At 47.0% G+C, this 18,916-nt stretch carries 12 protein-coding genes, 2 tRNA genes and 3 rRNA genes; 14 read left to right on the plus strand and 3 right to left on the minus strand.

Annotated features, from left to right (window positions below):
* Window positions 1–85 precede the first annotated feature (85 nt).
* From hemE to WDV74_RS01415, 5 genes are all read left to right on the plus strand, one after another.
* Entirely contained in the window at window positions 86–1,150 is a 1,065-nt protein-coding gene (gene hemE, locus WDV74_RS01395; RefSeq protein WP_338884163.1) for a uroporphyrinogen decarboxylase, read from the plus strand.
* Window positions 1,151–1,154: 4 nt separating this feature from the next.
* Entirely contained in the window at window positions 1,155–1,832 is a 678-nt protein-coding gene (gene nfi, locus WDV74_RS01400; RefSeq protein WP_273570668.1) for a deoxyribonuclease V, read from the plus strand.
* Between the two features lie 76 nt (window positions 1,833–1,908).
* Window positions 1,909–2,499 carry a YjaG family protein gene (locus WDV74_RS01405; protein WP_273570670.1) on the plus strand — a complete coding sequence of 197 codons (591 nt, stop codon included), beginning with the start codon at window positions 1,909–1,911 and terminating at the stop codon, window positions 2,497–2,499.
* Window positions 2,500–2,684: 185 nt separating this feature from the next.
* Window positions 2,685–2,957, plus strand: coding sequence for a nucleoid-associated protein HU-alpha (gene hupA / locus WDV74_RS01410; RefSeq protein ID WP_010848914.1), 273 nt, complete (start codon window positions 2,685–2,687; stop codon window positions 2,955–2,957).
* 41 nt (window positions 2,958–2,998) lie between these two features.
* Entirely contained in the window at window positions 2,999–3,673 is a 675-nt protein-coding gene (locus tag WDV74_RS01415; RefSeq protein WP_338884165.1) for a DUF1481 domain-containing protein, read from the plus strand.
* A 29-nt stretch (window positions 3,674–3,702) separates the two neighbouring features.
* Here WDV74_RS01415 and purD read toward each other — a convergent pair whose 3' ends face one another.
* On the minus strand, window positions 3,703–4,998 hold the full coding sequence (gene purD / locus WDV74_RS01420) for a phosphoribosylamine--glycine ligase (protein WP_273570671.1): 1,296 nt from the start codon (window positions 4,996–4,998) through the stop codon (window positions 3,703–3,705).
* A 30-nt stretch (window positions 4,999–5,028) separates the two neighbouring features.
* Complete coding sequence (purH, locus tag WDV74_RS01425; protein WP_338884166.1) at window positions 5,029–6,618, minus strand: bifunctional phosphoribosylaminoimidazolecarboxamide formyltransferase/IMP cyclohydrolase; 1,590 nt, start codon at window positions 6,616–6,618, stop codon at window positions 5,029–5,031.
* A gap of 589 nt (window positions 6,619–7,207) precedes the next feature.
* Here purH and WDV74_RS01430 point away from each other — a divergent pair.
* From WDV74_RS01430 to rrf, 5 genes are all read left to right on the plus strand, one after another.
* Window positions 7,208–8,749, plus strand: a 16S ribosomal RNA gene (locus WDV74_RS01430).
* Window positions 8,750–8,815: 66 nt separating this feature from the next.
* Window positions 8,816–8,892: transfer RNA gene (locus tag WDV74_RS01435), tRNA-Ile, on the plus strand.
* Between the two features lie 20 nt (window positions 8,893–8,912).
* Window positions 8,913–8,988: transfer RNA gene (locus WDV74_RS01440), tRNA-Ala, on the plus strand.
* A gap of 171 nt (window positions 8,989–9,159) precedes the next feature.
* A 23S ribosomal RNA gene (locus tag WDV74_RS01445) occupies window positions 9,160–12,071 on the plus strand.
* An 89-nt stretch (window positions 12,072–12,160) separates the two neighbouring features.
* Window positions 12,161–12,276: ribosomal RNA gene (rrf, locus tag WDV74_RS01450) — 5S ribosomal RNA — on the plus strand.
* Together the 16S, 23S and 5S rRNA genes with 2 tRNA genes alongside form the textbook arrangement of a ribosomal RNA operon.
* Window positions 12,277–12,331: 55 nt before the next feature.
* Here rrf and WDV74_RS01455 read toward each other — a convergent pair.
* Entirely contained in the window at window positions 12,332–12,997 is a 666-nt protein-coding gene (locus tag WDV74_RS01455) for a GntR family transcriptional regulator (protein WP_338884167.1), read from the minus strand.
* 370 nt (window positions 12,998–13,367) lie between these two features.
* Here WDV74_RS01455 and WDV74_RS01460 point away from each other — a divergent pair, with 370 nt between their 5' ends.
* From WDV74_RS01460 to WDV74_RS01475, 4 genes are read left to right on the plus strand one after another with little or no spacing between them, the layout of a single operon-like run.
* Window positions 13,368–14,618 carry an NRAMP family divalent metal transporter gene (locus WDV74_RS01460; RefSeq protein WP_338884168.1) on the plus strand — a complete coding sequence of 417 codons (1,251 nt, stop codon included), beginning with the start codon at window positions 13,368–13,370 and terminating at the stop codon, window positions 14,616–14,618.
* Window positions 14,619–14,628: 10 nt separating this feature from the next.
* Window positions 14,629–15,396, plus strand: a complete 768-nt coding sequence (locus WDV74_RS01465; protein ID WP_338884170.1) for a 5-oxoprolinase subunit PxpA — start codon at window positions 14,629–14,631, stop codon at window positions 15,394–15,396.
* A gap of 43 nt (window positions 15,397–15,439) precedes the next feature.
* Window positions 15,440–17,068 (plus strand): 5-oxoprolinase/urea amidolyase family protein, encoded by a 1,629-nt coding sequence (locus tag WDV74_RS01470; protein ID WP_338884171.1) that lies wholly within the window; start codon window positions 15,440–15,442, stop codon window positions 17,066–17,068.
* Window positions 17,065–18,834: a biotin carboxylase N-terminal domain-containing protein gene (locus WDV74_RS01475; RefSeq protein WP_338884172.1), complete on the plus strand. Its 1,770-nt coding sequence runs from the start codon at window positions 17,065–17,067 to the stop codon at window positions 18,832–18,834. Before WDV74_RS01470 ends, WDV74_RS01475 begins: the two co-directional genes overlap by 4 nt.
* Window positions 18,835–18,916: the final 82 nt, after the last annotated feature.

Raw genomic sequence — 18,916 nt, forward strand, 5'->3', positions numbered from 1 at the left:
TGCCAGAAGTTCAAATTTAGGCATGTTAAACTGCACCGGTTTTCTCGTGTGTTTGTCGTGCATAAATTAATCAAGGGAGCTTGTCATGAATGAGTTGAAAAACGACCGCTATCTGCGTGCCTTATTGCGTCAGCCCGTCGATATCACACCGGTATGGATGATGCGTCAGGCTGGTCGATATTTACCTGAATATAAAGCTACGCGTCAGGCGGCGGGAGATTTCATCTCGTTATGTAAAAACACCGAACTGGCTTGTGAAGTCACTCTCCAGCCCTTACGTCGCTTTCCGCTGGATGCAGCTATCCTGTTTTCTGATATTTTGACTATTCCTGATGCGATGGGATTAGGGCTGTATTTTGAAACCGGAGAAGGGCCACGTTTTTATTCTCCGATTCAAAATCATGCTGATGTAGAAAAATTGCCTGTGCCTGATCCCGAACTGGAGTTAGGCTATGTTATGGATGCCGTGCGGGCTATTCGTAAGGCATTGGCAGGGCAAGTTCCTTTGATCGGTTTTTCTGGTAGCCCGTGGACATTGGCCACTTATATGGTTGAAGGCGGTAGCAGCAAGGCTTTCACCAAAATTAAGGCCATGATGTATACAGAGCCTGCTACCTTGCATATGTTACTGGATAAATTGGCAAACAGCGTTATTCTATATCTGAATGCGCAAATAAAAGCCGGTGCTCAATCTGTCATGATTTTCGATACTTGGGGTGGGGTTTTGTCCCATCGCGATTATCTGGCGTTTTCCCTGCAATATATGCATAAAATTGTTGATGGTTTGATCCGCGAACATGAAGGACGTCGTGTGCCTGTTACCCTGTTTACCAAAGGGGGAGGGCAGTGGCTTGAAGCGATGGCGGCGACAGGATGTGATGCGCTGGGTTTGGATTGGACAACGAATATGGCTGATGCGCGTCGGCGCGTTGGAGATAAGGTCGCTTTGCAGGGTAATATGGATCCGTCCATGCTATATGCCCCGCCAGCGCGAATTGAAGAAGAAGTTTCGACAATTTTGCAGGATTTTGGTGTGGGTAGTGGGCATGTTTTCAATTTGGGGCACGGTATTCATCAGGATGTTCCGCCAGAGCACGCAGGTGCATTTGTCGAAGCTGTACATAGACTTTCAGTAAAATACCACCAATGATTTTATGATTGATACAAAGGCATTACGTCAAGAACAGAGAGAGAAATCACAGCTGGTTATCCGCCATGATGTTTTTTCCGCATCTTTTACGCCAAGGTTCATTGCGGGTGCTGATGTTGGATTTGAAAAAAGCGGTACGGTGACGCGTGCCGCTATTGCGGTATTGCAATATCCCTCACTAGAATTGGTCGAGTACCAAATTGCCAGAATTGATACAGTACTTCCCTATATCCCCGGTTTGCTCTCATTTCGTGAATATCCTGCACTGATAGCTGCATGGCAAAAATTAAGTTTGCGGCCTGATTTGGTCATGGTGGATGGTCAGGGTATTGCCCATCCTCGGCGTTTTGGTATCGCCAGCCATTTTGGTGTCTTAGTGGATGTTCCCACCATTGGGGTGGCAAAAAGTCGTTTGTGTGGTGAACATATACCGGTAGGTGAGGTTCTGGGTGATCGTCAGCCATTAATAGATCACGGTGAACAGATTGGTGTCGTATTGAGAAGCAAAAAAAGATGCAATCCGCTCTATATTTCTCTTGGACATAAGATCAGTATTGATAGTGCGGTATTCTGGGTTGAGCAGTGTATAAGGGGATATAAACTGCCTGAACCCACCCGTTGGGCGGACGGGATTGCTTCAAATAGGGCGTTTTTTGAGCAAACAATGCAGAAAAATCTATAATTGTGGCGGAAAAGTGTGGATATTCTTGATTTTCAGGTAAACTTCGACGCAAATTAGGCATTATGAGTAACGACCAATGTTAAGAAACCCGATCCACCTGCGGTTGGAGAAACTCGAAAGTTGGCAACATTTGACTTTTATGGCTAGTCTATGTGAGCGGATGTATCCAAATTATCAGGCATTTTGTCTCCAAAGCGGATTTGCAGACCCTGTACAATATCGACGCATTTTGGATCTTGTGTGGGAAATTTTGGTCGTTAAAGATGTAAAAGTGAATTTTGATAATCAGCTGGAAAAATTGGAAACCATTATCCCATCATCAGAAGATTATGATATTTATGGTGTGTATCCAGCGATTGATGCGTGCATTGCATTGAGTGAAGTAATTCATTCTCGTCTGAATGGCTCGACGTTAGAGTATGCAATAACCGTCAGTGAAACATCCGTCCGTACTGTTGCGATGCTAGAAATGACGCAGGCCGGTAGGGAAATGACTGAGGATGAGTTAAAAGTATTACCTGCCATTGAGGAAGAGTGGGACATTCAATGGGAGATTTACCGTTTGTTGGCAAATTGCGAAGAACGGGACATCGAATTGATTAAAGGATTAAAGGCTGATCTCCGTGAAGCGGGGGTTAGCAATATCGGTATAAATTTGGCGCAATAACTTATAAAACGTGACTTAGTGCTTGATTTGCCGTATTTAAAGGCTTCACATTTGCCCTCACTCTGTTCTACATTGGGGGGCGAAAAGAAGTGGCTATCGGTGCGTGTATGCAGGGGTGCTGTCAAATCGGCATATCCGTCGCACTCGATGCTTTGCAAACGATAAACACACTGTAAGGATAATCTATGAATAAGACTGAATTAGTTGATGCAATTGCAGCAGGTGCAGACCTGACCAAAACCCAGGCTAAAGCTGCTCTGGAATCAACTCTGAATGCAATCACTGAATCTCTGAAAAACGGTGATGCAGTGCAGTTGGTAGGCTTTGGTACTTTCAAAGTTAATCATCGTGCAGAGCGTACTGGTCGTAACCCACAGACTGGTAAAGAAATTAAAATCGCAGCAGCAAACGTACCTGCTTTCTCCGCTGGTAAAGCACTGAAAGACGCAGTTAAGTAATCGAATTGCAAAAAAAAATAAGAGGGGGAAATAAACCCCTTTTGTTGATTCTACAGGGGCTGTTAGCATTAGGGTTCATCTCTTTGCTCAGCGCCTGTTCGATTCAGCCAACAACCCCGCTTTTCAGCGCCAGTGGTTTTGTGACCGATAACGGCGTGATTCGTTTATGGCGTTTAAACGATCAAGACAGTAAGCCTCAGGTTATCATGAGTGTTTACAGCCCCTACCACAATACAGCTCCCCATAATAAAGATACGATTGTGACTTTCTACGAATATCGTCATGGCAGCTTGTGGCAAATTCGCCGCAATGTGTTTGATAATCCACCCATTGTAGAGACATTACGTATTTCCCAGGATAATTCTGTCATTTTCAAGCTACGGCAATTACAAAAACGCAATGAACCGTTGTCCGATGATGATGTGGCTCGTCTGAAAGTTGATGCTAAGCAGATAGAAAAAATCAGTGACGCTTTAATTGCCGATAAGGTTAAGTTGCTGCAAGGGCATTGGCAGAATGGACGAGTGACCACCTGCTTAGGAAAACAATTATTCATTGAATTTGGGCCTCATGCGCAAAAATGGCTCGAAGAAAGGCAAAGCAATAGCTCCGGTTTACTGACTATTGCATGGTTGGATTCGCCTGAAGGTAAAAAGCTATTGTTGGTCGCCAATGATGATTTTTGTCGTTGGGAACCGACGAAAGATAAGCTGTAATTCTGTTATTTTCGTCGGTTGAGGTTGAGCTATTTCAAACGGGCAATGGCTCGGTAGCCAATATCTTTACGATAAAAGCACCCTTCCCAGTCGATTTGTCCGGCTCTCAGATAGGCTTTTTTCTGGGCCTCTGCGATATCGCAACCTAAGGCAGTAACACATAAGACACGCCCGCCCGCGGTGATAATATTTTCATCTTTAAGGGCTGTCCCTGCGTGGAAGACTTTTTCATTGGTGTCAGATTCATCGGCATCAGACTTCTCTAACCCACTGATAACGTCACCTTTGGTATAACTGGCCGGATAACCGCCCGCCGCCAGTACAACGCCCAAAGCAGGACGAGCGTCCCATTCAGAGGTTTTTTCACCTAACTGACCTTTAGCTCCGGCAAGACACAGTTCGACCAAATCAGAACGTAGACGCATCATGATAGGTTGGGTTTCGGGATCACCAAAGCGACAGTTAAATTCGATCACTTTCGGTTCACCTTGGTTATCAATCATCAATCCCGCATACAGAAATCCAACGTAGGTATGGCCTTCAGCCGCCATTCCTTCCACTGTGGGGTAAATGATTTTTTCCATCACTCGCTGGTGGATCTCATCTGTGACTACCGGAGCGGGGGAGTAAGCCCCCATTCCGCCGGTATTTGGCCCTGTATCACCGTCACCTACGCGCTTGTGATCTTGACTGGTTGCCATCGGAACCACGTTTTTGCCATCCACCATAACAATAAAACTGGCTTCTTCTCCTGCCAGAAATTCTTCAATGACAATACGATGCCCGGCATCACCAAATGCATTGCCTGCCAGCATATCTTTGATCGCGTTTTGTGCTTCTTCCAAGGTTGTAGCAACGACTACACCTTTACCGGCAGCTAAACCATCGGCTTTGATAACGATTGGCGCGCCTACTTTTTCCAGATAAGCCAGTGCGGGTTCAATTTCTGTGAAATTTTGGTAGGCCGCTGTAGGTATATGATGGCGGGCAAGAAAATCTTTAGTAAAGGCTTTGGAACCTTCCAATTGCGCAGCCGCTTTTGTTGGGCCGAAAATAGTCAGCCCTGCCTGTTGGAAAGCATCAACTACACCGATAACCAGTGGCGCTTCAGGCCCCACAATGGTTAGGCCAATATCATTATCTTGGGCAAATGCCAGTAACCCTTCAATATCTGTCGCGGCAATGTCCACATTTTCTAAATTAGCTTCCAACGCAGTACCTGCGTTACCTGGTGCGACATATACCTTGTTTGCCAGAGGCGATTGTGCTGCTTTCCAGGCTAATGCATGTTCTCTTCCGCCACTGCCAATAACTAATATGTTCATCTAGATCTCCTATTAATAAGACATAAGTTGTTAATGGCGAAAATGGCGCATGCCAGTGAAAATCATGGCGATGCCGTGTTCATTGGCAGCGGTAATCACCTCATCATCACGAATGGAGCCACCAGGTTGGATAATACAGCTCACACCTACAGCGGCTGCGGCATCAATACCATCACGGAATGGAAAAAATGCATCTGAAGCCATGGCACAGCCCTGAACTTCCAATCCTTCATCTGCTGCCTTAATGCCTGCGATTTTGGCAGAGTAAACACGGCTCATTTGTCCGGCTCCAATACCAACGGTCATATTATCCTTGGCATAAACAATCGCATTGGATTTGACGAACTTAGCAACTTTCCAGCAAAACAGAGCATCCTGCATTTCTTGTTCCGTTGGCTGACGTTGGGAGACAACAACCAGATCATCGTTTGTCACCATACCTAAATCGCGATCTTGGATCAGCAAACCGCCGTTGACACGTTTGAAATCCAAGCCAGCAACCGGAGAATGCCATTCACCACACGCCAAAACGCGGACATTTTGTTTTGTTGCCAGAATTGGCAGTGCTGCTTCACTAACAGAAGGCGCAATGATGACCTCAACAAATTGACGTTCAATAATGGCCTGAGCGGTGTTGATATCGAGTTCACGGTTAAAGGCAATAATGCCACCGAATGCGGAAGTAGGATCGGTTTTAAAGGCGCGATCGTAGGCGGTATGGATATCAGAACCAATCGCAACGCCACAAGGATTGGCATGTTTGACAATGACACAAGCTGGTTCGGAAAAGCTTTTTACACATTCCAGTGCGGCATCGGTATCTGCGATATTGTTATAAGAAAGTGCCTTACCTTGTAACTGGGCTGCCGTAGCAATTGAAGCTTCTGCGATTTGGTCTTCTATATAGAAAGCGGCATCTTGGTGGCTGTTTTCACCATAACGCATATCCTGCTTTTTAATGAAATTGAGATTCAGCGTGCGGGGGAAGCGTCCTGATGGCTGATCAGTTTCGCCATAATATGGCGGAACCAACTTGCCAAAATAATTGGCAATCATGCTGTCATAAGCGGCGGTATGTTCAAACGCTTTGATGGCTAGATTAAAGCGAGTGGAGTGTGTCAGTGAATTTTGATTGTTGTCCATCTCCTCAATAATTTTGTCGTAATCCTGACTATTGACAACAATCGCCACATCTTTGTGGTTTTTAGCCGCGGAGCGAACCATTGTTGGGCCGCCAATATCAATATTCTCTACTGCGTCTTCCAGAGAGCAATCGGGTTTCGCTACGGTTTGGGCAAAGGGATAAAGGTTAACAACCACCATATCAATCTGTGAAATCTGGTGTTGTCCCATCACTTCATCATCTAATCCACGCCGACCCAAAATGCCGCCATGAATTTTAGGATGGAGTGTTTTGACACGCCCATCCATCATTTCGGGAAAGCCTGTATAGTCAGAAACCTCGGTGACATTCAATCCTGCTTCGGCCAGCAGACGAGCAGTGCCTCCTGTTGAAAGCAGTTCGACACTGCGATTGGATAAGGCTTTGGCAAATTCAACAACCCCCGCTTTGTCAGAAACACTTAGCAGGGCACGGCGGATTGGACGAAGCTGTTGCATTGGTGTGATCCCTTGAATTTCATAAAACAAGAATGTGCTATTGGGGAAAATCCACTGATTGAGAGAAAAAAATGGTTTCTGCAATAACATTTCAAAACAATCTGAAAAAACACTTGGTGATTTTTCCTTCGCAGATTGTAACGAAAACGTTTGCGTGATGCTCGATAAATTTTATCAAAATATCACTTTGTGGATAAATCTGTGCATATGTAGGTATAAGGCAGTGTTTTGCTGTGTAATTCATCAAACGATAATTATTTCAAAAAAAACTATTGCCAGCGCCGAAAAACTCCCTATAATGCGCCACCACTGACCGACGCTAAGCTGAAACACGCCGCGAAGGCCGGTGAGAGAAAAGGGAAAATAATCGCTTGACTCTCAAGGCGAAAAGCGTAAGATACGCAGCCTCGCAACCCGGAAGACGCTTCCGGTTGCCAACGCTCTTTAACAAGTTAATCAGACAATCTGTGTGGGCACTCGCAAGAGACTATCGAATTGCCGCAAGGCAAAAAAGATTAAAGTCTTAAAGAGTGACTAAGCAGTTAATTCATTATGAACTAACAGTGAAATTCTTTGAGCATCAAACTTTTAATTGAAGAGTTTGATCATGGCTCAGATTGAACGCTGGCGGCAGGCCTAACACATGCAAGTCGAGCGGCAGCGGGGGAGAGCTTGCTTTCCTGCCGGCGAGCGGCGGACGGGTGAGTAATGTCTGGGGATCTGCCCGAGGGCGGGGGATAACCACTGGAAACGGTGGCTAATACCGCATAATCTCTAAGGAGCAAAGTGGGGGACCTTCGGGCCTCACGCCTTCGGATGAACCCAGATGGGATTAGCTAGTAGGTGGGGTAATGGCCCACCTAGGCGACGATCCCTAGCTGGTCTGAGAGGATGACCAGCCACACTGGGACTGAGACACGGCCCAGACTCCTACGGGAGGCAGCAGTGGGGAATATTGCACAATGGGCGCAAGCCTGATGCAGCCATGCCGCGTGTATGAAGAAGGCCTTCGGGTTGTAAAGTACTTTCAGTGGGGAGGAAGGCACAGGGTCGAATACACCTTGTGATTGACGTTACCCACAGAAGAAGCACCGGCTAACTCCGTGCCAGCAGCCGCGGTAATACGGAGGGTGCAAGCGTTAATCGGAATTACTGGGCGTAAAGCGCACGCAGGCGGCCAATTAAGTTAGATGTGAAATCCCCGGGCTTAACCTGGGAATGGCATCTAAGACTGGTTGGCTAGAGTCTCGTAGAGGGGGGTAGAATTCCACGTGTAGCGGTGAAATGCGTAGAGATGTGGAGGAATACCGGTGGCGAAGGCGGCCCCCTGGACGAAGACTGACGCTCAGGTGCGAAAGCGTGGGGAGCAAACAGGATTAGATACCCTGGTAGTCCACGCTGTAAACGATGTCGATTTGGAGGTTGTGGCCTTGAGCTGTGGCTTCCGGAGCTAACGCGTTAAATCGACCGCCTGGGGAGTACGGTCGCAAGATTAAAACTCAAATGAATTGACGGGGGCCCGCACAAGCGGTGGAGCATGTGGTTTAATTCGATGCAACGCGAAGAACCTTACCTACTCTTGACATCCACGGAATTCTGCAGAGATGCGGGAGTGCCTTCGGGCACCGTGAGACAGGTGCTGCATGGCTGTCGTCAGCTCGTGTTGTGAAATGTTGGGTTAAGTCCCGCAACGAGCGCAACCCTTATCCTTTGTTGCCAGCACTTCGGGTGGGAACTCAAGGGAGACTGCCGGTGATAAACCGGAGGAAGGTGGGGATGACGTCAAGTCATCATGGCCCTTACGAGTAGGGCTACACACGTGCTACAATGGCAGATACAAAGAGAAGCGACCTCGCGAGAGCAAGCGGACCTCATAAAGTCTGTCGTAGTCCGGATTGGAGTCTGCAACTCGACTCCATGAAGTCGGAATCGCTAGTAATCGCAGATCAGCATGCTGCGGTGAATACGTTCCCGGGCCTTGTACACACCGCCCGTCACACCATGGGAGTGGGTTGCAAAAGAAGCAGGTAGCTTAACCTTTTGGAGGGCGCTTGCCACTTTGTGATTCATGACTGGGGTGAAGTCGTAACAAGGTAACCGTAGGGGAACCTGCGGTTGGATCACCTCCTTACCAAACGATAGTGATTGTGCAGTGCCCACACAGATTGTCTGATAAAAGAAGAGACGGAAACGAAATAGGCTTGTAGCTCAGGTGGTTAGAGCGCACCCCTGATAAGGGTGAGGTCGGTGGTTCAAGTCCACTCAGGCCTACCAATTTTGCTGTCCGGTGACATGGGGCTATAGCTCAGCTGGGAGAGCGCCTGCCTTGCACGCAGGAGGTCAGCGGTTCGATCCCGCTTAGCTCCACCATGACTCTTCTTCATTTTAATGATTTCAGAACGCATCAAACGCGGTGTGTTGTGAAATCATTGCTCTTTAACAATCTGGAACAAGCTGAAAATTTGAAACCGTCAGTGTTATGGAATGATAACATTGGTGAAACTCTCAACACTCCGACCGGAAGACTTCTTCGGGTTGTGAGGTTAAGCGACTAAGCGTACACGGTGGATGCCTAGGCAGTCAGAGGCGATGAAGGACGTGCTAATCTGCGAAAAGCGCCGGTGAGCTGATATGAAGCGCTATCAGCCGGCGATGTCCGAATGGGGAAACCCGGTGCAATCCGTTGCACCATCATTAACTGAATCCATAGGTTAATGAGGCGAACCGGGGGAACTGAAACATCTCAGTACCCCGAGGAAAAGAAATCAACCGAGATTCCCCCAGTAGCGGCGAGCGAACGGGGAGGAGCCCAGAACCAGCATCAGTGTGTGTGTCAGTGGAAGCGCCTGGAAAGGCGCACAGTAAAGGGTGATAGTCCCGTACACGAAGAGACACAGGCTGTGAGTTCGATGAGTAGGGCGGGACACGTGTTATCCTGTCTGAATATGGGGGGACCATCCTCCAAGGCTAAATACTCCTGACTGACCGATAGTGAACCAGTACCGTGAGGGAAAGGCGAAAAGAACCCCGGCGAGGGGAGTGAAAAAGAACCTGAAACCGTGTACGTACAAGCAGTGGGAGCCTTGATTTATCAGGGTGACTGCGTACCTTTTGTATAATGGGTCAGCGACTTATATTCTGTAGCAAGGTTAACCGCATAGGGGAGCCGCAGGGAAACCGAGTCTTAACGGGGCGTTAAGTTGCAGGGTATAGACCCGAAACCCGGTGATCTAGCCATGGGCAGGTTGAAGGTTGGGTAACACTAACTGGAGGACCGAACCGACTAATGTTGAAAAATTAGCGGATGACTTGTGGCTGGGGGTGAAAGGCCAATCAAACCGGGAGATAGCTGGTTCTCCCCGAAAGCTATTTAGGTAGCGCCTCGTGAATTCATCTTCGGGGGTAGAGCACTGTTTCGGCTAGGGGGTCATCCCGACTTACCAACCCGATGCAAACTGCGAATACCGAAGAATGTTATCACGGGAGACACACGGCGGGTGCTAACGTCCGTCGTGAAGAGGGAAACAACCCAGACCGCCAGCTAAGGTCCCCAAGTCATGGTTAAGTGGGAAACGAAGTGGGAAGGCTCAGACAGCCAGGATGTTGGCTTAGAAGCAGCCATCATTTAAAGAAAGCGTAATAGCTCACTGGTCGAGTCGGCCTGCGCGGAAGATGTAACGGGGCTAAACCATGCACCGAAGCTGCGGCAGCGACATGTAAGTGTCGTTGGGTAGGGGAGCGTTCTGTAAGCCGTTGAAGGTCCACTGTGAGGTGGGCTGGAGGTATCAGAAGTGCGAATGCTGACATAAGTAACGATAAAGCGGGTGAAAAACCCGCTCGCCGGAAGACCAAGGGTTCCTGTCCAACGTTAATCGGGGCAGGGTGAGTCGACCCCTAAGGCGAGGCTGAAAAGCGTAGTCGATGGGAAACAGGTTAATATTCCTGTACGGGCCCGAATTGCGATGGGGGGACGGAGAAGGCTAGGCAAGCCGGGCGACGGTCGTCCCGGTTTAAGTGTGTAGGTGGGCTAACTTGGCAAATCCGGTTAGCCACAACACTGAGGCACGATGACGAGGCACCACGGTGCTGAAGTTGCTGATGCCCCGCTTCCAGGAAAAGCCCCTAAGCTCCAGATTCGGGTCCATCGTACCCCAAACCGACACAGGTGGTCAGGTAGAGAATACTCAGGCGCTTGAGAGAACTCGGGTGAAGGAACTAGGCAAAATGGTGCCGTAACTTCGGGAGAAGGCACGCTGGCGTTAGGTGAAGGAACCTGCTTCCGGAGCCGAGGCCAGTCGCAGATACCAGCTGGCTGCAACTGTTTAATAAAAACACAGCACTGTGCAAACACGAAAGTGGACGTATACGGTGTGACGCCTGCCCGGTGCTGGAAGGTTAATTGATGGGGTTATCGCCTCGGCGAGAAGCTCTTGATCGAAGCCCCAGTAAACGGCGGCCGTAACTATAACGGTCCTAAGGTAGCGAAATTCCTTGTCGGGTAAGTTCCGACCTGCACGAATGGCGTAATGATGGCCAGGCTGTCTCCACCCGAGACTCAGTGAAATTGAACTCGCTGTGAAGATGCAGTGTACCCGCGGCAAGACGGAAAGACCCCGTGAACCTTTACTATAGCTTGACACTGAACATGGAGCCTTGATGTGTAGGATAGGTGGGAGGCTTGGAAGTGTGGACGCCAGTCTGCATGGAGCCATCCTTGAAATACCACCCTTGAATGTTTGATGTTCTAACGCCGGCCCGTTATCCGGGTTGCGGACAGTGTCTGGTGGGTAGTTTGACTGGGGCGGTCTCCTCCCAAAGTGTAACGGAGGAGCACGAAGGTTAGCTAATCACGGTCGGACATCGTGAGGTTAGTGCAAAGGCATAAGCTAGCTTGACTGCGAGAGTGACGGCTCGAGCAGGTACGAAAGTAGGTCTTAGTGATCCGGTGGTTCTGCATGGAAGGGCCATCGCTCAACGGATAAAAGGTACTCCGGGGATAACAGGCTGATACCGCCCAAGAGTTCATATCGACGGCGGTGTTTGGCACCTCGATGTCGGCTCATCACATCCTGGGGCTGAAGTAGGTCCCAAGGGTATGGCTGTTCGCCATTTAAAGTGGTACGCGAGCTGGGTTTAGAACGTCGTGAGACAGTTCGGTCCCTATCTGCCGTGGGCGTTGGAAGATTGCAAGGGGCTGCTCCTAGTACGAGAGGACCGGAGTGGACGCACCACTGGTGTTCGGGTTGTCATGCCAATGGCACTGCCCGGTAGCTAAGTGCGGAAGAGATAACCGCTGAAAGCATCTAAGCGGGAAACTTGCCTTAAGATGAGTCTTCCCTTACCCCTAGAGGGTACTGAAGGAACGTTCGAGACGAGGACGTGGATAGGCCGGGTGTGTAAGCGTTGCGAGACGTTGAGCTAACCGGTACTAATGAACCGTGCGGCTTAACCTGACAACACCGAAGGGGTTTTCGGGAGTGGAAAGAGAGAGACGGGTTTCAGCGTAGAAAAGCAGCTTGTTCGGGATTGAAAACAGGATTTGTCTGGCGGCAATAGCGCGGTGGTCCCACCTGACCCCATGCCGAACTCAGCAGTGAAACGCCGTAGCGCCGATGGTAGTGTGGGGTCTCCCCATGTGAGAGTAGGGCACTGCCAGACATCAATTAGCCAGAGAAGCCATCCGTCACCGGATGGCTTTTTTGCGTTTAATTTTTTAGGATGTTCGATTATTTTTGCGTGTATAAGCGGCCAATATCGCCCTTTCTGATAATTCCAGATAATCTTTCATTGCCTTGGCTGCTTGATCATTTTTCCCTGAATTGAGTAATTCCAGAATATGTGCATTTTTATCGATATAAGGTGCATACAAAAGCTCAGGATCATTCAAAATACCAAAAGCCAGACGCAATTCTGCGGAAATATTGTGATAGAACGCGATCACCCTATCACTATCAGTTAATTCTACGATTGCGGCATGAAAGTGCATATTTTCTGTTCCGGCACTAATCCAATCTTGTTGCTCGCGACATTGTTGAGCGGCTTCAACAGCTTGTTTCATTTTGGCAACACTGGGATGCATTGGATAAGCCTGAGCAAGCGCCTGACATTCAATTAACTGTCGAACTCGATAGATATCAATAATAGATGCGATATCGGGCGTTGCAACAAACACTCCACGATTAGGTTCATGTTTCAGCAGCCCTTCTTGCGTGAGGAGGCGGAACACTTCACGTAATGTATTTCGTGAAATTTCAAGCTGTTCACTCAACGCAGCTTCCGATAGTCGTTGTCCAGGTAATAACTCCCCAACAACCAGTTTATTTCTGATGGTTTCAGCGATTCTTTTGCTCAAAATTTGGGGAGAATGGTTTTTTTTCATAGTTATCCGTTAGATTTAATGGCTGATAACAAACACCTTCAAAGCATATACGAAAGCAGATCTTCACATATTCCCCGATAACCAGCAAGTTACAACCACTGAACCAATATAGGGCAATGTTGTTGTATTTATTGCACCTAAATTGTGCATTTTGACGATAAATCCAATGAGGAATGTTAATAAAGTGATCTCCATTGGATTTTGAAGATCGATAATACAATTTTATTTGCTTATTTACTCAGCAGATCTTATTTATTGTTCAACAATGTATTAACTTTTATCAAACAATTCTCTTCTTTAGTTCCACAATGGTACAGATGTTGCTTAGAAAACAATAAATGCAATAACGATGGCTGGGGGGAAATAGACTATGGCGACGCAGGAAATAGTGAAAAAAGACACAGCAAATTTTGTATTAAATCGACGTTCGTCTTTAATTGCTGCGGTTTTTCTGATGGCAACATCAGCGATTGGACCAGGATTTATCACTCAAACGGCTACATTTACTGCGACGATGGGAGCCGCTTTTGCCTTTGGTATTTTAGCCTCTATATTGATCGATTTTGTGGTACAACAAAATATTTGGCGAATTGTTACATTAACCAGAATGCAATCAGCGGATATTGCCAATGCAGCTGTTCCAGGAAGTGGCTATTTATTGGCTATGTTAGTGATTTTGGGCGGATTAGTATTTAACGTCGGTAATATTGCGGGAGCGGGATTAGGGCTTAATGCTTTGATAGGGTTGGAGCCGAAGTGGGGCGGATTACTCAGTGCGCTGATGGCTATTGGCATTTTTACTTCTCGTAAAGCTGGTATCGCTATTGATCGTATTATAGTGATATTGGGTCTAATAATGATAGGAATGACATTGTTTGTTGCGATAGTTTCTAATCCACCAGTGGGAGAAGCCTTACGCCAAACAGTACTACCTGATGAAATCAATTTTGCGACAATAACAACCATCGTTGGTGGAACTGTTGGTGGTTACATTTGTTATGCTGGCGCCCATCGTTTATTGGATAAAGGGGCGGTTGGCGTTGAAAACATCAAAGTTGTTTCCAGTGCAGCAACGAAAGGGATCTTGGTTGTTGGTCTGATGCGATACCTGTTATTCCTTGCCATTTTGGGTGTAGTAGCCAGTGGTGTGACACTTGATGTTGCCAGTAAAACAGCAAATCCTGCCTCACAAGCTTTTCAAATAGCTGTTGGTGAATCCGGATTGCGCATCTTTGGCTTAATTGTCTGGGCTGCGGCAATTACTAGCATTATTGGTGCTGCTTATACTTCTATTTCTTTTTGCAGTGTCTTTCGAAAACAATTTACTGAGCGCCAGCGCAATATTGCGACTTTGTTATTTATAGCCATATCGTTAGCTATTTATTTATTCATGGGAACTCCGCCAGTCGCTTTACTGGTTTTCGCCGGTGGTTTCAATGGGCTTATTCTTCCTCTTGGTTTAACTATCTTTGTTTACGTTGGCTGGAAACGTGCTGATTTGATGGCTGGGTATGTCTACCCTCGTTGGTTGCTGTGGTCTGGTGCGATGACTTGTGTGTTGACATGGTATATGGGTGCCATGTCCGTCGGTTCAATCTTTGAGTTTTTGAAATCAGCTTAGGGAAATCATCATGATAAAAACGATCGATTTAAATAGTGATCTTGGTGAAAGCTTTGGTCAATGGCGCATGGGACATGATGAAGAAATACTGGGGATCGTCAGTAGTGCTAACGTTGCTTGTGGTTTTCATGCGGGTGATCCGGTTGGGATTTTGCAAACATTGAAATCTGCGCAGAAAAATGATGTAGCGGTAGGTGCCCATGTTTCTTATCCCGATTTAGTTGGCTTTGGGCGGCGTAAAATGGATATAGCCAGTCATGAACTTACCGCTGACGTTATTTACCAGATTGGCGCTTTGCAAGGATTGGCCACGGCGGCAGGTACTAAAGTGAGTTATGTCAAACCGCATGGCGCGCTTTATAACACGATCGCAAATGACGAATATCAGGCAATTGCTGTTATTGAAGGAATTCTGGCGATAGATCCTAACCTTGTGTTGGTTGGTTTGGCAGGATCAAACATTCTCAAATTAGCTCAGGAAAAGGGATTAAGAACCATAGCAGAAGCGTTTGCTGATCGTGCGTATACCTCACAAGGAGAATTAGTCTCCCGTCGTGAAACAGGATCTGTTTTGCATGATGCAGATCTCGTTGCTCAACGTATGTTGCAATTGGTGGCAGAAGGGGGAATTGAGTCAATTGATGGCAAATTTACCCCTATTCGGGCGGATTCAATTTGCGTACATGGTGATACTCCTGGCGCGGTAGCGATGGCAAAACAGATTAAGGCCGTTTTGCAGCAGGCAGGAATAACTATTCAGCCATTTATTCATTCATAAGAATGGATCGCATTAATATGGTTAATCATTTGAGGAGATAGCCTTGCGTTTTTTACCTGTTAATGGCAATACCATCATGGTTGAATTGAATGGATTGGCAGAAACATTGGCTCTGCTTGATTCACTGAACATGGCACCTATTTTGGGGATTGAAGAAATTATTCCGGCAGCGAGAACGCTGATGGTTCGTTTTCATCCGGCAAAAATATCAATCCAACAATTGGCGGCAGCAATCAGTAGCCGGGATTTGCAAGAACGCAGTCATACAACGGGAAAAAGCATAGAAATTCCTGTGCATTACAACGGTGATGATCTTGCACTGGTTGCGGAAATATTGGGATGTACTGTTCAGGAGGTTATCCAGCAACATACCGAAAATGAATATACCGTCGCCTTCACTGGCTTTGCCCCTGGGTTTGCCTATATGGTATCGAATACCTCACAATGGAATATACCTCGCCGTAACACCCCCAGAACGCGCATTCCGGCAGGGGCTGTTGCATTGGCAGGTGAATTCAGCAGCATTTATCCGCAGGCAAGCCCCGGAGGATGGCAGCTTATCGGTATTACGGCCGAACGTATGTGGGATCTTTCTCGCCCATCTCCGGCCTTATTGCAACCGGGTTATCGTGTTAACTTTCGAGATGTTGGGCGTCACCCTGCAACAATCAGTTTACCTGAAACTAGTGAGATAGAAATTAGCCTGCCTGATACATCGAACCATAACATGGTTCTTACTCCAGGGGATTCCTGTCATTTGGAAATTTTGTCGGTGGGATTACTAACCTTATTGCAAGATCTGGGGCGGGTTGGTCAGGCAAAATCGGGGATCTCAGCATCGGGTGCAATGGATAAAAGCGCCTTGCGCAGCGCAAACCGTATTGTTGGCAATTCCTCTGACCAGGCTTGTCTGGAAATCGTTTCGGGTGGGTTTAAGGCAATCGCATATGGACAGATGCTGGTTGCAATTACGGGAGCTTCATGTCCAATAGAGATCAAAACGCCATCGGGTGAAATATTCCATGTGAATACTTACCAACCCATTGATTTAAACGATGGTGACGAAATTTCGTTGGGTGTTCCTGTCGCTGGCATACGTTCTTATTTATCGGTACGCGGAGGCTTTACGGTTCCAGCCATCTTATCCAGTCGTTCATTTGATACGTTGTCCAATATTGGGCCGGCTCCATTAAAAATGAATGACAAATTAGTTGTTGGAGAAACATCTCGCTGTGCAGCGATATCCATCTCTGAGACTCCGGCTTTTGACATGCCAAATAGAGATGAAATCGTCGTATTGGATATCTTATTTGGTCCTCGTACAGATTGGTTTACGCAAGAATCCATTGACTTATTGAGCAAGCAGATTTGGCAGGTAACACCTCAATCCAATCGGATTGGTTTGAGGCTAAATGGTGAATGCTCACTATCGCGAATTAAGTTACAAGAATTACCCAGCGAAGGAACATGTATGGGGGCGATACAAATTCCTGCCAGTGGGCAGCCGGTACTATTTTTGGCTGACCATCCATTGACCGGAGGATATCCAGTTATCGCTTCAGTTGCTGATTATCACCTCGATCTTGCTGGCCAGATCCCCGTTAATGCCAAAATTCGGTTCAACCCCATTAGCCAATTCCATGAAATTCAAGGGAGTAATGATTTGCCATGAACACCACTGTGAATCCTTTAAATAACAAAATTAATAAGAAAGTGCTGATTGCCAACCGTGGTGAAATTGCTGTTCGGATCATTCGAGCTTGCCGCGATTATGGAGTGCGGACAGTCGCTGTCTATGCGGATGCCGATATCAACGCACAACACGTCCAACTGGCTGATGAGGCTTATTCTTTAGGAGGAAATAGCCCTACAGACACTTACCTCAATATTCCTCGTTTGCTGGAAATAGCGAAGAGAGCTGGTGCAACCCTGGTGCATCCAGGTTACGGTTTTCTGTCTGAGCGAGCGGAATTTGCTCAGGCAGTGATTGAAGCTGGCTTAACTTGGATTGGCCCTAACCCTGAAACGATTGATGAGCTGGGGGACAAAGTTAAGGCGCGTAAGATAGCCCAGAAAGTGGGAGCGCCGTTGGTCGTTGGGACATCCGAGCCAGTTAAAAATGTACAGGAGGTTGTTGCTTTTGCGGAGCAACATGGCTTGCCGATTGCCATCAAAGCGGCTTTTGGTGGCGGTGGACGAGGCTTGAAAGTTGCCTGGCGCATGGATGAAGTGGCAGAACTTTATCACTCAGCGGTACGTGAGGCGACAGCGGCATTTGGCCGTGGTGAATGTTTTATTGAGCAATTTTTGGATAAACCCCGCCATATAGAAGCACAGGTTATTGCGGATAAGCAGGGTAATGTTGTGGTACTTGGCACCCGTGACTGCTCTTTACAACGTCGTAACCAAAAGTTAGTGGAAGAAGCACCTGCGCCATTTTTAACTCAAGAACAACGAGAACGTATTCATCAGTCGGCAAAAGCCATTTGTGAGGAAGCCAATTATGTGGGAGCGGGTACAGTAGAATTTTTACTGAGCGCAGATGGCACACTTTCTTTCTTAGAAGTCAATACTCGCTTACAAGTAGAGCACCCAGTAACAGAAGAGACAACAGGTATTGATCTGGTTATCGAGCAGTTGCGGGTAGCGGAAGGTTATCCATTAAGTATTCAGGAAACACCGATCCCAAGAGGACATTCATTTGAATTTCGTATTAATGCGGAAGATGCGGCTAAAGGCTTTCTGCCGATGTCTGGCACAATTACCGAATTTATCCCGCCTGCTGGCCCTGGCATTCGTTTGGACTCTGGTGTGATTAATGGCTCCACAATTCCGGCAACTTTTGATTCACTAATGGCAAAATTAATTGTTACAGGGGCAAGTAGAGAACAGGCCATTGTTCGGGCACGTCGGGCGTTGAAAGAGTTTAAACTCTGTGGTGTAGCTTCTGTTTTACCTTTCCACCAAGCAGTAATGGAGCATTCTGATTTTGTTTCTAGTGATAAATTCAATGTCCATACCCGCTGGATTGAAACAGATTTTGTGAATGAACTAGAGGCTTCATTACGTCAGTTTCCACTTGAAGATAAAAATATTACCCGTACTGTTATTGAGATTGATGGCCGCAGGCATGAATTGGGATTGCCATTGGATTTATTGGCACATTTAGCCCCTGTAGGTGAACAACCGTTTTCGTCGTCAGTGATCAAGGAAAAATTGTTGGAAGATCCCTGTCAGGTAAAAGCGCCTATTTCCGGCATCTTGCATTCTTGGATGGTTAAAGAAGGTGAGAAAGTTAGTGAAGGCGACGTGATTGCAGTGATGGAAGCGATGAAAATGGAAGTACAAATCAATGCTCATCGTTCGGGAAAAGTCACATTCTGTTCTCAGGCAGGGGATTATCAGGATGCAGGAAGTGTGCTGGCTAACATAGATTAGTTATTAATGTATCTTATTCGTTCTTAAAGTTATTTACATTTCTAATAGAAATGTAAATAATAACCCTTCTCAATAGTATTAC

This window comes from Xenorhabdus sp. TH1 (assembly GCF_037260955.1).
Lineage (GTDB): Bacteria > Pseudomonadota > Gammaproteobacteria > Enterobacterales > Enterobacteriaceae > Xenorhabdus > Xenorhabdus griffiniae.

What these genes read in the sequence shown, in the direction of transcription:
- WDV74_RS01465 (WP_338884170.1), top strand. Translation starts at nt 14,629, where the DNA reads ATGATAAAAACGATCGATTTAAATAGTGATCTTGGTGAAAGCTTTGGT.
- WDV74_RS01460 (WP_338884168.1), top strand. Translation starts at nt 13,368, where the DNA reads ATGGCGACGCAGGAAATAGTGAAAAAAGACACAGCAAATTTTGTATTA.
- WDV74_RS01475 (WP_338884172.1), top strand. Translation starts at nt 17,065, where the DNA reads ATGAACACCACTGTGAATCCTTTAAATAACAAAATTAATAAGAAAGTG.
- purD (WP_273570671.1), bottom strand. Translation starts at nt 4,998, where the DNA reads ATGAACATATTAGTTATTGGCAGTGGCGGAAGAGAACATGCATTAGCC.
- WDV74_RS01405 (WP_273570670.1), top strand. Translation starts at nt 1,909, where the DNA reads ATGTTAAGAAACCCGATCCACCTGCGGTTGGAGAAACTCGAAAGTTGG.
- nfi (WP_273570668.1), top strand. Translation starts at nt 1,155, where the DNA reads ATGATTGATACAAAGGCATTACGTCAAGAACAGAGAGAGAAATCACAG.
- hupA (WP_010848914.1), top strand. Translation starts at nt 2,685, where the DNA reads ATGAATAAGACTGAATTAGTTGATGCAATTGCAGCAGGTGCAGACCTG.
- WDV74_RS01455 (WP_338884167.1), bottom strand. Translation starts at nt 12,997, where the DNA reads ATGAAAAAAAACCATTCTCCCCAAATTTTGAGCAAAAGAATCGCTGAA.
- purH (WP_338884166.1), bottom strand. Translation starts at nt 6,618, where the DNA reads ATGCAACAGCTTCGTCCAATCCGCCGTGCCCTGCTAAGTGTTTCTGAC.
- hemE (WP_338884163.1), top strand. Translation starts at nt 86, where the DNA reads ATGAATGAGTTGAAAAACGACCGCTATCTGCGTGCCTTATTGCGTCAG.